13 protein-coding genes are annotated in these 12,676 nt (G+C 61.6%); 8 read left to right on the top strand and 5 right to left on the bottom strand.

What is annotated here, in order from left to right:
* Positions 1-6: 6 nt before the first annotated feature.
* The gene (locus ACAD63_RS08980) at positions 7-294 is read left to right on the top strand and encodes a hypothetical protein (RefSeq protein WP_133092819.1); all 288 of its coding nucleotides are present in this window, start codon (positions 7-9) and stop codon (positions 292-294) included.
* A gap of 123 nt (positions 295-417) precedes the next feature.
* Here the strand turns inward: ACAD63_RS08980 and ACAD63_RS08975 are convergent, their stop codons facing one another.
* Complete coding sequence (locus ACAD63_RS08975) at positions 418-624, bottom strand: DUF3606 domain-containing protein (RefSeq protein ID WP_434033798.1); 207 nt, start codon at positions 622-624, stop codon at positions 418-420.
* 200 nt (positions 625-824) lie between these two features.
* Positions 825-1,067, bottom strand: coding sequence for a hypothetical protein (locus ACAD63_RS08970; protein ID WP_133092817.1), 243 nt, complete (start codon positions 1,065-1,067; stop codon positions 825-827).
* A 620-nt stretch (positions 1,068-1,687) separates the two neighbouring features.
* Between ACAD63_RS08970 and ACAD63_RS08965 the strand changes: the two genes are divergently transcribed.
* Positions 1,688-2,209: a carboxypeptidase-like regulatory domain-containing protein gene (locus tag ACAD63_RS08965; protein WP_434033797.1), complete on the top strand. Its 522-nt coding sequence runs from the start codon at positions 1,688-1,690 to the stop codon at positions 2,207-2,209.
* 51 nt (positions 2,210-2,260) lie between these two features.
* On the opposite strand, the gene ACAD63_RS08960 is transcribed toward ACAD63_RS08965, so the two are convergent.
* Entirely contained in the window at positions 2,261-4,558 is a 2,298-nt protein-coding gene (locus ACAD63_RS08960; RefSeq protein ID WP_434033796.1) for a heavy metal translocating P-type ATPase, read from the bottom strand.
* A gap of 366 nt (positions 4,559-4,924) precedes the next feature.
* On the opposite strand from ACAD63_RS08960, the gene ACAD63_RS08955 reads away from it, so the two are divergent.
* The 6 genes from ACAD63_RS08955 to ACAD63_RS08930 all read left to right on the top strand — a co-directional run bounded on the left by ACAD63_RS08955 (position 4,925) and on the right by ACAD63_RS08930 (position 10,872).
* Positions 4,925-5,365: a universal stress protein gene (locus tag ACAD63_RS08955; protein ID WP_135706974.1), complete on the top strand. Its 441-nt coding sequence runs from the start codon at positions 4,925-4,927 to the stop codon at positions 5,363-5,365.
* A gap of 87 nt (positions 5,366-5,452) precedes the next feature.
* Positions 5,453-6,085, top strand: coding sequence for a hypothetical protein (locus ACAD63_RS08950; protein ID WP_434033795.1), 633 nt, complete (start codon positions 5,453-5,455; stop codon positions 6,083-6,085).
* 139 nt (positions 6,086-6,224) lie between these two features.
* Positions 6,225-7,157: a 1-phosphofructokinase family hexose kinase gene (locus tag ACAD63_RS08945; RefSeq protein ID WP_434033794.1), complete on the top strand. Its 933-nt coding sequence runs from the start codon at positions 6,225-6,227 to the stop codon at positions 7,155-7,157.
* A gap of 136 nt (positions 7,158-7,293) precedes the next feature.
* Positions 7,294-9,033, top strand: coding sequence for a PAS domain-containing sensor histidine kinase (locus tag ACAD63_RS08940; RefSeq protein WP_434033793.1), 1,740 nt, complete (start codon positions 7,294-7,296; stop codon positions 9,031-9,033).
* 194 nt (positions 9,034-9,227) lie between these two features.
* On the top strand, positions 9,228-10,343 hold the full coding sequence (ald, locus tag ACAD63_RS08935; RefSeq protein ID WP_135706970.1) for an alanine dehydrogenase: 1,116 nt from the start codon (positions 9,228-9,230) through the stop codon (positions 10,341-10,343).
* A 301-nt stretch (positions 10,344-10,644) separates the two neighbouring features.
* The gene (locus ACAD63_RS08930; protein ID WP_240746044.1) at positions 10,645-10,872 is read left to right on the top strand and encodes a hypothetical protein; all 228 of its coding nucleotides are present in this window, start codon (positions 10,645-10,647) and stop codon (positions 10,870-10,872) included.
* A gap of 418 nt (positions 10,873-11,290) precedes the next feature.
* Here ACAD63_RS08930 and ACAD63_RS08925 read toward each other — a convergent pair whose 3' ends face one another.
* Both ACAD63_RS08925 and ACAD63_RS08920 read right to left on the bottom strand, forming a co-directional pair.
* Entirely contained in the window at positions 11,291-11,938 is a 648-nt protein-coding gene (locus ACAD63_RS08925; RefSeq protein WP_135706969.1) for a BON domain-containing protein, read from the bottom strand.
* A gap of 284 nt (positions 11,939-12,222) precedes the next feature.
* Positions 12,223-12,645, bottom strand: coding sequence for an Hsp20/alpha crystallin family protein (locus ACAD63_RS08920; protein ID WP_133092993.1), 423 nt, complete (start codon positions 12,643-12,645; stop codon positions 12,223-12,225).
* Between the last annotated feature and the right edge of the window lie 31 nt (positions 12,646-12,676).

Here is a 12,676-nt window from a genome sequence, read left to right as displayed (position 1 = left end):
TAGAACATGCCTATAGAAGAAGCGAACGCTACGGAAAGCCTGTCGCAATCGACGGCGAAAGCGGCAGTCTCGTTACGCACGATGTCTCAAGCGTTCTGGAGTGATTTCCTGTGCCGCCGTCCGCTATTTCCGGCGGCCGACGGCATGTTTCCTTTCGACCCGCTTCTTCGCTCGCGGTATATCGAAGTGCAAGGCCGTACGTACACTGCCTGGCGAGCACGTGCCGTAGCGGCCGGCTTCAGTGCCTCGGACTTCTTCGATGCCTGCATTCGTGTGCGAGCGGCGATGTATTAATCTGGATCGTCTTGCCGCGATGGGCTACGCTTCGCCAATCCTGGATGGTCCCAGCTTCACGCACGCAACGAGCGTCCGAGCGTGCCGCGAGCGGCGTCGCGGTTCCTGAATGCGCTATCAAGATCAGGCGCGCCCGCCTTGGATTCTTCCGCGACCGGCCTCCAGTGTTTCCCTCACCGCTGCGATATGGTCTCCCGCGGCCCTAACGGCTTCCTCCAACTGCCGCTCACCGCAACGCAGTTCGCGGCACCAGTATTGCACTTCAAGCGGATCCATCATGTTGACGCGCCCGGGATCCAGAGGTCCGAGTTCGCTCGTTTCATCGATCATACTTAGCTCCTATGCTTCTTTTTTCGGCGGACGAGGATGTCAGGGCGGCAAAGTGCATCAGGCATATCCGTTCGCAAAGCGAAGCAAAGCCTCCCGCGCCACCATGAGCGGCAACGCGAAGAGGCAGGAGAACCGGAAGCCAAAGTGCCATGAACAGGCCTGTCTTTGCCGACGTCGTTCGGTTAAGCGGGCAAGGGCTTCTAACGTAAGTCGTACTCGCGCATCATTTCAGCTGTCACCGCTTTCACAGTCGTAAGGCAACTCGCCGGCACTGCGGGAAAGGCATCGATGATCCAGTTACAGCCGCCATTGGTCGCCGCGTCGACATGCCGTGGCAACGGGATGCTGCAATCGCGGAAAGCCTCACCAAGGTCAGTGTTTTCCTGCACGCGTCGTGAAATTTCATCGCGGATCTGCTCCGCGCTGCCGAGGTGTTTGATCATGGCAGAGTCTCCTTGATTTCGGATGCCCTTGATTTGATGTGGGAACGCCGTGCTCACGCGACTGCACTGGCATGGGAGGCCGGACGGCCGATCGTCTGGGACAGAATCGGTTCCTCGTCTTCGTTCGCGACATATGCTCTGCCAATTGGCGCCGGTTAAGCCAGCCACGCAATACGGCGGCTAGCGCCGCTGAAGGACAATAGAGGTAAATATTTGCGCCATGCCGCCCGCCGTGGCAGCAGCGAAAGACTCGCATAGGGTTTCAGTTCTTCCATGGATGGCTCACATTCATTCCGATGTAGGGGGCAGTGCCCGACGCCTCTATGGATCAATCTAGATGTTGCGGCCGGGCCGGGGTTGCGCTACATCAATTCGGGCACAGTGTCGCAGTTGCTGGGCCTCGTACTGCTGAGACGACTTTTGAATCCCTCTGGCAGGTTGATGCGGATCAACGCCATTACCAGTCTGGGCACTACCTTGATCTGTATGACAGAACAGAACTCGAGTAGCCAATGTACCGCCGCATACTACACTTCGTCCGGTGCTACTGGTGCCAGAGGCAGAGGGGCTTGACTTGCGGTAGCTTGCTCCCACAAGGCGGCAATCTACGCAATGGTGCGATGGCTGAATGGGTGGCGGTAATGATAAATGGCGCTGGCAAGCTGCGCGTCGTGACAATTTCTCTGTTGGCCGCAGCGCTCACGGGGTGTGCCTTCTATGATAATCGATGGGACGCCGGCATGCCCACGATGGCGCGGCACGAGGTCGTATACGCGTCCGGGGGGAACGACGAGGCCGATGTGAAGGCCATGCTGGCCATTGCCGACCGGTTCAATGTACGGCTGACCATTGTGGACGCCGCGCGCGGCGAGCCGCTACACGGTACTGCCGTCTTTCTGGTGGGCAGGGGCGGAGGTTCGGCATTGCATGTTACGGAAGCGGGACCGATGTTCTATCTGCAGCTTCCAGCGGGAGATTATCGGCTTGCCATCGGCTATCAAGATTGGCTTCAGCTGACGGATATCGTGGTGGACGGACAGCCGCTCGATCTAACGTTTCGCTTGCCAGCAGACACGCCGGCAGAAAACTGGCTGTTCTGCCGCTTGGCAAACGGAAACCACGCAGCTGCGGCGGTCCTTTGAGCTTGTGCACGGCGCAACGATGGCCAGTCGCCCCCGGGGAACACACCCACGTCATCCGCGCGCATCTTCGCGTAGTGTGTGGAACAGCTCGTCTTCCTGCGCGCAGTGCAGACGCAATACCGCCTCGAGCCCGTAGAGCAACCGCTGGCACTCCCTGGTCCGGCTGTCGTCAGGTCCCTCCGGCGGCAGATCGTCCGCCATCCGTTGGAGGACATGAATCAGTCGGAAGAGTTCGCGATGCATGCCGCTCATCGCTGCCAGAGGGTCATCCCCTCCTATGAGTCTCGCCAGTTGCGGGTAAAGTTCGGCGTCATCGCGCTGTTCGTGGGGCAGGAGCGTCGTGCAGAGGGCAGTGCACAGACGGCGCAATTCGGTGGCGGCCGACGGTCCGGGCAGATCGGGCAACCTGTCCGCAAGTCCGCGAATATCCTCCATCAGAGGACCGAGCGCCATATGCTCTCGGTCCAGGCTTGCGGCCTTGGCAGCGGGCAACCCTTGTTGCTCTACCGGCTCGCCGGCGCGGAGCGCTCGCAGCGCGTTGGCGATGACCAACACATCGATGATCTCCTGCAACACTGCGCCCGCCAGCGGCGGAAGATAGCCGAGCGCCGCCGCCGCCATCGCGACAAAAGACAGGGCCATGCCGGCCAAGGCGCTTTGAGCGGCAAGTGTGCGCGAGTGCCGGGCAATGCGTATCGCATCTGCCAGCCGGTCCAGGCGGTCGACGAGCAGTACGACGTCCGCGGCTTCCGAAGACGCCGCAGTGCCCCGCGCCCCCATGGCGACGCCGACATCCGCTGCCGCCAGCGCCGGCGCATCATTGACGCCGTCTCCCACCATCACGACGATGCCATCATGGCGCGCCGCTTCGATCTTCGCCAGTTTCTCGGCGGGGCTGACGCCTGCATGGACTTCCGTGACACCGAGAATCGCGCCAACCGTCTCCGCGACGTCGCGCCTGTCTCCCGTCAGCATGGCCAGGCGGCGAATGCCGGCCTTGCGCAGCAAGCGCAGCGCGCGGGGTGTCTCCATCCGTATCTGGTCTTCGAACTGCAGTGCTCCGACCAGTACGCCGTCGACCGTCGCGAGCGAGACTGATGCGCCTTCATAGGCCGCGCGCTGCAGCGCGGCCTTGCACCAAGGCGGCCAGCTTTCTGATCCGCCGGCGAATGCAGGCACGCCTACTGCAACGGCATGCCGGCCGACGCGCCCCGAAACGCCAGCACCGGCGGTCTCAGCCACCTCCGACGGCAGATCCAGAGGCAGTCCCCGATCGCGTGCCGCAGTCGCAATCGCTTCCGCGGCGGCATGGCCAGAAGCCTGCGCCAGCGAGCCGGCAAGGCGCAGCAAGTCCGCTGCCACCCAGCCGGGTGCGCAATCGACGCCAGCCAGCCGCGTCTTGCCCCGCGTAAGCGTCCCGGTCTTGTCGAAGAACAGCATGCTGGCCTGTGCCAGTCGCTCCAGCGCACCACCACCCTTTACCAGCACGCCGTGCCGGGCACAACGCGACATGCCGGCAACAATTGCCACTGGCACCGCCAATATCAGCGGACACGGTGTAGCGACCACCAGCACTGCCAGCGCCCGGCGGAGATCTCCGCTGGCGTACCAGGCGATCCCGGAAACCAGCAGGGTGACTGGCACGAACCACAGAGCGTAACGGTCAGCCAGCCGAGCCGCGGGCGGGCGTTCAGCGCGGGCGGTTTGCACCAGCCTGGCAATCCCGGCGAAGGTGCTGTCCGATGCGGTCGTGGCCGCCACCATCTCAAATGGAGCGCCGGCATTCAGCACACTGCTGCGCGCGGTCTCACCAGGTTCACGTCTTACCGGCAGCGATTCTCCGGTCAGTGCAGATTCGTCCAGCAGCGCCTGTCCCACCAGCGCGCCATCGACCGGCACCAATTCTCCCTGTCGGACCAGGAGGCGATCGCCCGGTCGGACGGCCTCCAGCGAGACGGTACGCCATTCACCATCCTCGAACCGGTTGGCAAACTGCGGGGCACGACTGAGCAGAGCGCTCATCTCACGCTGGGAACGCGCCTGCGCATAAGCCTCCAGTGCCTTGCCGCTTTCAATCATCAAGGCGAGCACGGCGGCGGCGAGAAACTCGCCAAGCATAAGCGCCAGCCCGATCGCCAGGAGCGCGAGGATATCGACACCAGCTTGCTTGCGCCGCAGTGATCGCACCATGGCAACCAGCAAGGCTGCCGTGGTGGCCAATGCGCCCACTGCCCAGGACATGCCCGCGGCGCCATCATGGCCGAAGGCGAGCAGCAGCATGCCGCCACTCAGTGTGCCAACTGCGACTGGCAGCAGACCGAGGTCAATGTCGCGATATCCAGTACGCATACGGCATTGAGGGCCCTGGTGGAGCGCCCGAGCGCCTGCTGCGGGCTTGTGGCGTTGCCATTCGCCTGATGACCCATCACTCTGGGTCGCCAATCATGGCGCAGCAATGGCGAGCGGCGGAGAGTGATCATTATGCGCCCGGTCGGTCATCTCCTGGGAAGTGCCAACCGACGCGGAATCTAGTGTGGGGATTGGTGCAGTCCGGTTGGTGCGCCGCTGTTGATGTATGTCAAGTACCAGTCCTCCTGCGGGTATACGTTAAGAAGGAGTGCAGTCGGCAATGCATAGGCGGCGGTTATCGAAATCGACTCAGGGCAACCGGAGCTGGACAAAGCTCGACATGCCCATGCTGAAGCGGAGGGTGAAATGGCAAATGTTGTCCTTGCAACAGACGGCTCAGTCTACAGTGATGCCGCTGCGGAATGGCTCGCGAAGGGGAGACTATTCAGGGAAGACCTCCACGTGCACGTGGTGCACTGTATGCCAGACGTTTCCGGTGAGGTAAAGTCCTACATCGGCAAGGGCGACCTTGAGGCCTGGCATACCGAGGAAAGCGCGCGCGTTATGAAATCCGTGATCGACATCCTGCAAAATGCGGGCGTGCCGACGGTATGGCAGGGCCTGGTTGGCTTTGCTCCCGAGCGTATTGTCGCGTACGCGAGGTCTATCAATGCCTTGGCCATCGTCATGGGGACGCACGGGCGCGGCGCATTCCTTGATGCGATCGTGGGCTCGGTTGCGAGCCGCGTCATCGCACACACGCCATGCCCTGTGGTACTGGTCAAGCCTGAAGCCCGCCCAGCATAGGCAACATGGACGCCGGCATGCGCGCGGCTGCTGACCGATCTGGCACGAAAGGTCGCAGACTGCTGTTTCGCTTAAAGAGCGCAACTCATGGCTGCCACCGCGCTGGTGGTGAGCTGCGGCGTTGCTGTATTGATTGGCATGCAGGGCGCCTGGCATTCGCTGATGCGGGCGCAGGAACGCTACTACACCGCACACCGGTTTGCCGATGTGTTCGCGAGCGTCAAGCGGGCGCCACTGCTGGTCGCCGACCAGATCCGGGCGCTACCAGGTGAGGCGTCGAGACGTGCCCTGCTCTCCATGACTGGGATTGCTCTGGCCGTGGGCCTCATGATCGTTGGCAGGTTCGGTTTGGACGGGGTGGGCGAGATACTCGCATTGCAGTTCGGGAGAGTCCAGCACGACGACGTGGCGCTCGTCTTTGCCGACACGCAGCCGGACAGCGCAGTCTTCGATATGGCGGCGTTTCCCGGCGTCCTGCGCGCCGAGGGCTTCCGGGTGGCGCCGGTCTGGCTACGTCATGGCCACAGGACCAAGCGCGCGGAAGTCACCGGCCTCGACGCCGGGTCAGAACTGCGTGAGGTGGTGGGCTATACATCGGGACGCCGGGAGATCCGTACCGACGGCGTGGTCATTTCCGCGAGACTGGCATCGTTGCTGCAGCTGCAGGTTGGTGACCACGTTGAAGTGGCATTTCTGGAAGGACGCCGTGCTTCCCAATGAGCTTCCACTGATTCGGTATCCGTCCAACGACCTAGCGGAAGGGCAGCGTGTGGTCGCTCGGGACGCTCGTTAGAAACGGCGCTTGCAAAACGCTTTACGACGTTGCGCGGGGGCACCATGAACCAGCTTGCTATAGCCAATGACTGACATCTTGACGATTTCACCAAATCCGGCGGTGGATGTCGCGACTGCTGTCGACCGCATGAACGACACCTGCAAGCTAAGGTGTAGTGATGCGAGAAGAGATCCTGGTGGCGGAGGCATCAATGTTGCCCGGGTAATTCACCGTCTCGGCGGCGACTGCCTTGCGGTGTTTCTTGCCGGGGGAGCTACCGGCCAGTTGTTGCAGCAGTTGCTGGAGGCTGAGCACGTGCCAGCGGTCTGCCTCGGGATTGCCGGTGATACTCGCGAAAACTTCTCCGTCAGCGAGTCCTCGACCGGTCGCCAGTTCCGCTTCATTTTGCCAGGACCATTTGTTGCAAAGAACGAATGGGAGAGGTGCATCGCGTACATCCAGGCCCTCCCGACGCCGCCGCGTTACCTCGTCATGAGCGGCAGCCTGCCCTCCGGCGTTCCTGCGGACTTCTACGCGATACTCGCACGCGAAGCTCGCGCGCGCGGCATTCGGATCATCGTCGATACCTCTGGGCCCGCACTCGTTTCCGTACTGGAGGAGGGCGTCACTCTCGTGAAACCGAGCCTGGCGGAACTCAGGGAATTGACCGGCTTGCCGTTGCTGCACGAGTGCGAATGGCGCGATGCCGCCTGCGGGATTGTCGAGCGCGGCCAGGCCGAAATGGTTGTTCTCACTCTCGGCCCGCTCGGCGCGCTGTTGGTCACTCGGGATGTTACGTTACGTGCACAAGCGCTTCCTGCGCTTGTAAGCAGCGCGATCGGGGCAGGGGACAGTTTCGTCGGGGCAATGGTTTGGGCCCTCAACCGTAACACTTCAGTCTCCGAGGCTTTCCATTATGGATTGGCGGCGGCTTCAGCAACGTTGGTCAGCACAGGAACCGGGCTTTGCCGGCAGCCAGATGTTCATCGCCTATACCAACAACATTTCCAGGCTTAGACGTTCCTTGCTAACAACCGCCGCCAAGAAATATGTCGCGCAGGACACATTCTGTGGTTGCGATTGGTAATAGGCAAGCTATATTGGTGTGCAGAATAGCCCTAAAAGGCACCGTATCGATCGGATTCTGCCCCGCATGACTAGCCCTTTCGCCCCCGAGGGCAAGCCTCTGTCGCTAAAAGGATTGCCTCCTAATGCTATCGACATCGCGATCGGCAGTGGCACAGTCGTGCTATTTGCGGCGCTGTCGTATCTGCTACAAGCCAGAGTCCAGCAGTATTGGGAGGTCTCGTCTGCGCTGTTCGCATCGCTGGGCGCCGGAATCGGATTTGCCGTTGGCCTGTTCCTGATTCACCGGCGGCGATCCCGCTATCTGTCGGGTGGGGAAAGCCGCAACGTGGTGGAAAATGAAGCACGCTTGTCGGCGATCATCCGTTCATCCGTGGAGGCGATTATCACCGTGGACAGCGAACAGCGCGTGGTGCTCTTCAACCCCATGGCGGAAACCCTGTTCGCGTGGCCAGCCGAACTGGCTATCGGCCGGCCGCTTGGGGACTTCATCCCCGAGCGCTTTCGGGCTGCTCATGAAGGGCATGTGCGCCGATTTGGTATCACGGGAGTGTCGGAGCGGCAAATGGGGCGTCAACGCGCGCTCTTTGCTTTGCGCCGGGATGGCAGCGAGTTCCCGATCGAGGCGTCCATTTCGCAGACGGTTGAGGGCGGGACCAGGCTGTTCACCGTCATGCTGCGAGACATTACCGAACGTGCGCGTGCCGACGAGGCGCTTCGCACGAATTTGCAACGCGTGAAGGAAAGCGAAGCGCGCTTGGCGGGCATCATTCGGTCGTCCATGGAAGCGATCATTAGCGTCGATAGCGACCAGAGGGTCATCCAGTTCAATCCCATGGCAGAGAAACTGTTTGCATGGCCTGCCGGCCAGGCGATCGGTCGTTCGTTGGCCGACTTTATTCCAGAACGCTTCAGGCCCGCTCACGAAGAGCATGTTCGCCGCTTCGGTGTTACCGGTGTTTCGGACCGCGAAATGGGACGCCAGCGTGCGCTATACGCCTTACGGCGTGACGGCAGCGAGTTTCCCATAGAAGCATCAATCTCACAGGTTGCCGATCGAGGTACCAAGCTGTACACAGTGATGCTGCGCGATATCACCGAACGCGTACGAGCCGAGGAGGCAATGCGGCATTCGCGCGAGGAATTGCAACACCTGTCGGATAGTATCCTCGTCACTCGCGAGGAGGAAAAGCGTCGGATCGCACGCGAATTACACGACGATCTTGGTCAGCGCCTGAGTGCCATGAAAATGGATCTCGCCATGCTTGGCGCCGACCTGAAAGAGGGAAGGAGTATTGAATGCCTGCTGGAGGAGGTTGCGGCCATGAACGTCGTCATCGACGAAACCGTGGCCTCGGTGCGGCGAATAGCAAGCGACCTGCGGCCCGCTTTGCTTGATGAGCTGGGGATGCTGCCGGCTATTGAGTGGCTTGCCAATGACTGCGCCAAACGCTATGGGCTATCCGTGACTGTCGACGGCGCGGATGCCGACGTGTCCGAGCAAGTGGCAATTGCAATGTTCCGTATCGCCCAGGAGGCGTTGAGCAATGTCGTCCGGCATGCCAACGCGACGGCCGTGCATATTCACGTTACGCGTGCTCAAGGGCAATTGGAGTTGCAGGTGCAAGACAATGGTATTGGTTGGGACAAAAAGCCGGCCAACGATGAGCCCCGGAAATCTCTCGGACTGCTCGGTATCCGGGAGCGTGCACGCTTACTCGGCGGCACAGTCTCCGTCGATAGTGCGCCCGGAGAGGGCTTTTGTCTGGAAGTGAAGATTCCCTATGAAAGGAAGGCATTTGAATGAGCCTGCTCCTTGTAGAGAAACGGCCGTTCACATATCAGCAAGCATTTTGCGCTATTGAACGCGAAGGGAACCACATCGGCCATGCGCATGTAGGTGCTCGTGCGTGTTTTTGAAATGGCGAGAACCACGGTCGCCGTGGACGGGTTCAAGCACCTTATGCGGAACCGTAATTGCCACCAGTGTGAGCCAGTGCTATGCGAATCGGCGTACCAAAGGAAATCAAGGATCAGGAGTACCGGGTTGGTCTCACCCCGGCCAGCGTACGCGAACTGGTCAGCCGCGGTCACAAGGTGGTAGTGCAGGCCGGCGCCGGCACCGCAATCGGCCTTACCGATCATTCCTACGTGCTGGCCGGTGCCAAGCTGGCCGGAGATGCAGCGGAGGTATACGGCTCGGCGGAGATGATCGTGAAAGTGAAGGAGCCGCAACCGGGCGAGCGGGCGCTGCTTAGGCCCGGGCAGATCCTGTATGCGTACTTGCATCTGGCGGCGGATCGCGAGCAGACCATGGACTTGCTGAACTCCGGCGCCATCTGCATTGCGTACGAGACCGTGGCGGCGCCGGACGGCAGCCTTCCCTTGCTGGCGCCCATGAGCGAGGTGGCCGGCCGCATGTCCGTGCAGGTGGCTGCCGCCTATCTCGAGAAGCCGCAGGGTGGCATGGGCCTGCTACTAGGCGGCGTGCCGGGGGTTGCGCCGGCCCATGTGGTGGTGATTGGCGCTGGCGTGGTGGGCACCAATGCGATTCATATTGCCGTGGGCATGGGCGCGCGTGTCACAGTACTGGACCGGAACATCGATCGCCTGCGGCATCTGGGGCTTGTCTACGGCAATCGACTAGTCACGCTCTTTTCCAGCGCGGACTCCATCGAGCGCGCGCTCCTCACGGCTGATGCGGTCATTGGTGCGGTCTTGGTGCCCGGCTCCGAAGCACCCAAGCTAGTGACGCGCGCTATGGTTGCCCGCATGAAGGGCAATTCGGTGGTGGTGGACGTGGCGATCGATCAAGGGGGTTGCTTTGAGACATCCCGACCCACCAGCCATACGGCACCAATCTATGTCGTCGATGATGTGCTGCACTATTGCGTGACCAACATGCCGGCGGCCGTTGCCAGGACGTCCACCTTTGCCTTGAACAATGCCACCATCGGCTATGCAATGTCGATTGCCGACAAGGGCTGGTCGCGCGCGCTCGGAGAAGATCCTTGCCTGCGCGCCGGCTTGAATGTCTGTCGCGGCAACGTCACCTATGCGGCAGTCGCGCGTGCGCACGGCTGTGCGTTTGTGCCTGCGGAAGAGGTGCTGGTGTAAGGCACGGTTAGACCGAGTTCTCAGGCCGGCGCCAGGACCCGCGAGAATCGGCTACCGTCTCGCGCTTACCTGGCGCCGCAACAACCCTGCCATGAGCTGGACCCATTTTGCCTTCACAGTTAGGCCGCTTAAGCGACTGTGATTCGAGCCAGGCAGGTGCTGCTCAATGCGGCAATTCAATTTGATCGAGCGCAAACACACCGGAATCTGGTGACTCCCATGGGACCTCGACTTCTATAGTGTCAGACACGTGCCGGCGACCGGCCCGGCGGCTAGGCGAGGCTGCTGCGGCGTACCAGGCATGACCGATCAAACACTGCCGGAGACAGAGATGCTGAGCCCGCACGAGATAGCAGCCCTGATTGTTCTCGGTGACGCGGAAGGAAACCGTGAGCTGGACCCCGCCGACATTGGTACCCTTGTCGAGCGCCAGCTGGTTCGTCTCGAAGCTGCGACACCGGAGCGCAGGCAGATCCGCGTGACTGGGAAAGGCCGCCAACTCCTCGATGCGATCAGCAGAGGCCGTTGACGGACCGGATTCTTGACCCCGAAGCCCTATTCGATCGGCTTGCGCCGCGCCCGCAGCAACTTCGATGGTCGGACGTTAGCTTGAGCCCGGCTATATCTCGCGCTCAGCACGTCGGTATGGGACGCCGCCACGCCGCCGCCGTCTGTCGCTTGCACGGGGCGAGCAGCTTGCCTGCTACCAGCGTACGCTGACGGCCGTGCGCGCCGATTGCGATGACGCAACCCTAAGCAAGAACGCGGGCGCGCCCTCATCTTCTCGACCAGTCGTCTTCCCAGTCCGTGTCCCTTGCCGTTCTAATGAACGGTGATGCCGAACTCAGCCCGGCCACACGTCTAACTGCCGCTTCAGCTGCATACTAGGCCGTGTGGCTATCCGGGTGCCCGGTGATTGCCCTCCGTACTTGATCGCCATTCAGGCGTCACGGCCTGGCTTCCAGCTGATCGATCACCGCCGAGATGCCCGGCGCAGACCACGCGGCTCCGACGGCAGCGCGACGCTCCGCCAGCGAATCCACGCGGCCGGTCAACGTGGCAGTGCCGTCTTTGACCTTGACGCTGATATGGTGTGCCTCGCGAAGGGCATGGCGGCGTAGTGCCTCCTCGATGCGATTCTCGACATCTGGCGGCGCAGTCCTTTCGTTCATCCGGATGTTGTTGATGATCCCGACCACCCCACGGAGCTGGCCCACTGTGCGTTCAGCCAAATTCTTCTGGTAGCCCCAGTTGACGTTTCCGGACAGCGTGACCCAGCCGCGCTCCACGCGCACCTTGATAGCGTCCGACGGCACGTGGACGTGCCACTCCAATGCGTCGCGTGCCGCGTGGGCAATGGCTTCGTCGGGGAAAGCGCTGGGCGGACTCACGTCAAGCTTGACGACGACGCCGCGCACGCCCGAGACGCGTTCCGTAGCCCGCTCGGCTGCAAGCTTCTCAGCGAAACTGGACAGGTGTCCATTTAGCGTGACGATCCCATCATGGACCTCAACGCCGATGGACGCCGCGTCAATTGCGGGATCCCAGTCGAGTTCCTCCTCGACGTCCTTCTGAACCTGGTAATCCGATTTCATTTCTTGCACCTTGATGAGATATGGCGCCGTTACAATAGTACTGCCACAGATTGATTGGGGCGGCCATCGAAGTGTGCGTGGAACGGAGTCGGCACGCCGGGGCGCTGGATCCCGTCGGCAATGGCAGATCGCCACGAGCCCACCCGTCATCCCTTCGGCGACGTCGGTGCGGCACCGGTCCGCACCCGTACCGGTAGCAGCGCTGCGTTGGACATGGTAATGCGCACGGCCTTCGTCGGACAGATATCCTGAACTCGCATCACAATCTCGTTGCCACGCCGGCTTCAGCGGATGGTGACGCGCTGTTGCGGTGAAGCGTCCTTCTTTGGAAGTACGAGCCGAAGCACACCGTTCTGGAAGCTGGCGTCGATCTTGTCCGAATCGATGTTGCCGCCCAGCGTGAAGGCGCGTTGCATGGATCCGCTGTAGCGCTCCTGCCGGATCACGCGATCACCTTCCCGTTCTTCAGACGCCCTCTCGAGCTTGGCCGAGATCATCACAGTGCCGCGGTCTACGGTGACGTTGATGTCTTCCTTCTTCACCCCCGGCAGATCAGCGGCGATGGTGTAGCTGGCGTCGGACTCGGCGACGTCGACCTTGAAGGGCAAGGATGTGTCCGGCGCAATTCGCCAGTTGCGCAACATGCTCTGCAGCACATCGCCAAGCGGTTCGATCGAGAAGGGGTCATAGCGTCTTAGGTTGCTCATCATGATCTCCTGGAATGACGGCGCGGTGCAC

The organism is Cupriavidus sp. a3 (assembly GCF_051015765.1).
Lineage (GTDB): Bacteria > Pseudomonadota > Gammaproteobacteria > Burkholderiales > Burkholderiaceae > Cupriavidus > Cupriavidus oxalaticus_A.
Note: the sequence above shows the minus strand (reverse complement) of the source record. Positions and strands in the feature narration are given on the sequence as shown.

Bases quoted from the DNA above. Each gene is read 5' to 3' on its own strand.
- ACAD63_RS08975 (WP_434033798.1), bottom strand. From the start codon at position 624: ATGATCGATGAAACGAGCGAACTCGGACCTCTGGATCCCGGGCGCGTC.
- ACAD63_RS08920 (WP_133092993.1), bottom strand. From the start codon at position 12,645: ATGAGCAACCTAAGACGCTATGACCCCTTCTCGATCGAACCGCTTGGC.
- ACAD63_RS08950 (WP_434033795.1), top strand. From the start codon at position 5,453: ATGGCTGCCACCGCGCTGGTGGTGAGCTGCGGCGTTGCTGTATTGATT.
- ACAD63_RS08980 (WP_133092819.1), top strand. From the start codon at position 7: ATGCCTATAGAAGAAGCGAACGCTACGGAAAGCCTGTCGCAATCGACG.
- ACAD63_RS08955 (WP_135706974.1), top strand. From the start codon at position 4,925: ATGGCAAATGTTGTCCTTGCAACAGACGGCTCAGTCTACAGTGATGCC.
- ACAD63_RS08940 (WP_434033793.1), top strand. From the start codon at position 7,294: ATGACTAGCCCTTTCGCCCCCGAGGGCAAGCCTCTGTCGCTAAAAGGA.
- ACAD63_RS08925 (WP_135706969.1), bottom strand. From the start codon at position 11,938: ATGAAATCGGATTACCAGGTTCAGAAGGACGTCGAGGAGGAACTCGAC.
- ACAD63_RS08970 (WP_133092817.1), bottom strand. From the start codon at position 1,067: ATGATCAAACACCTCGGCAGCGCGGAGCAGATCCGCGATGAAATTTCA.
- ACAD63_RS08945 (WP_434033794.1), top strand. From the start codon at position 6,225: ATGACTGACATCTTGACGATTTCACCAAATCCGGCGGTGGATGTCGCG.
- ACAD63_RS08930 (WP_240746044.1), top strand. From the start codon at position 10,645: ATGACCGATCAAACACTGCCGGAGACAGAGATGCTGAGCCCGCACGAG.
- ACAD63_RS08960 (WP_434033796.1), bottom strand. From the start codon at position 4,558: ATGCGTACTGGATATCGCGACATTGACCTCGGTCTGCTGCCAGTCGCA.
- ACAD63_RS08965 (WP_434033797.1), top strand. From the start codon at position 1,688: ATGGCTGAATGGGTGGCGGTAATGATAAATGGCGCTGGCAAGCTGCGC.
- ald (WP_135706970.1), top strand. From the start codon at position 9,228: ATGCGAATCGGCGTACCAAAGGAAATCAAGGATCAGGAGTACCGGGTT.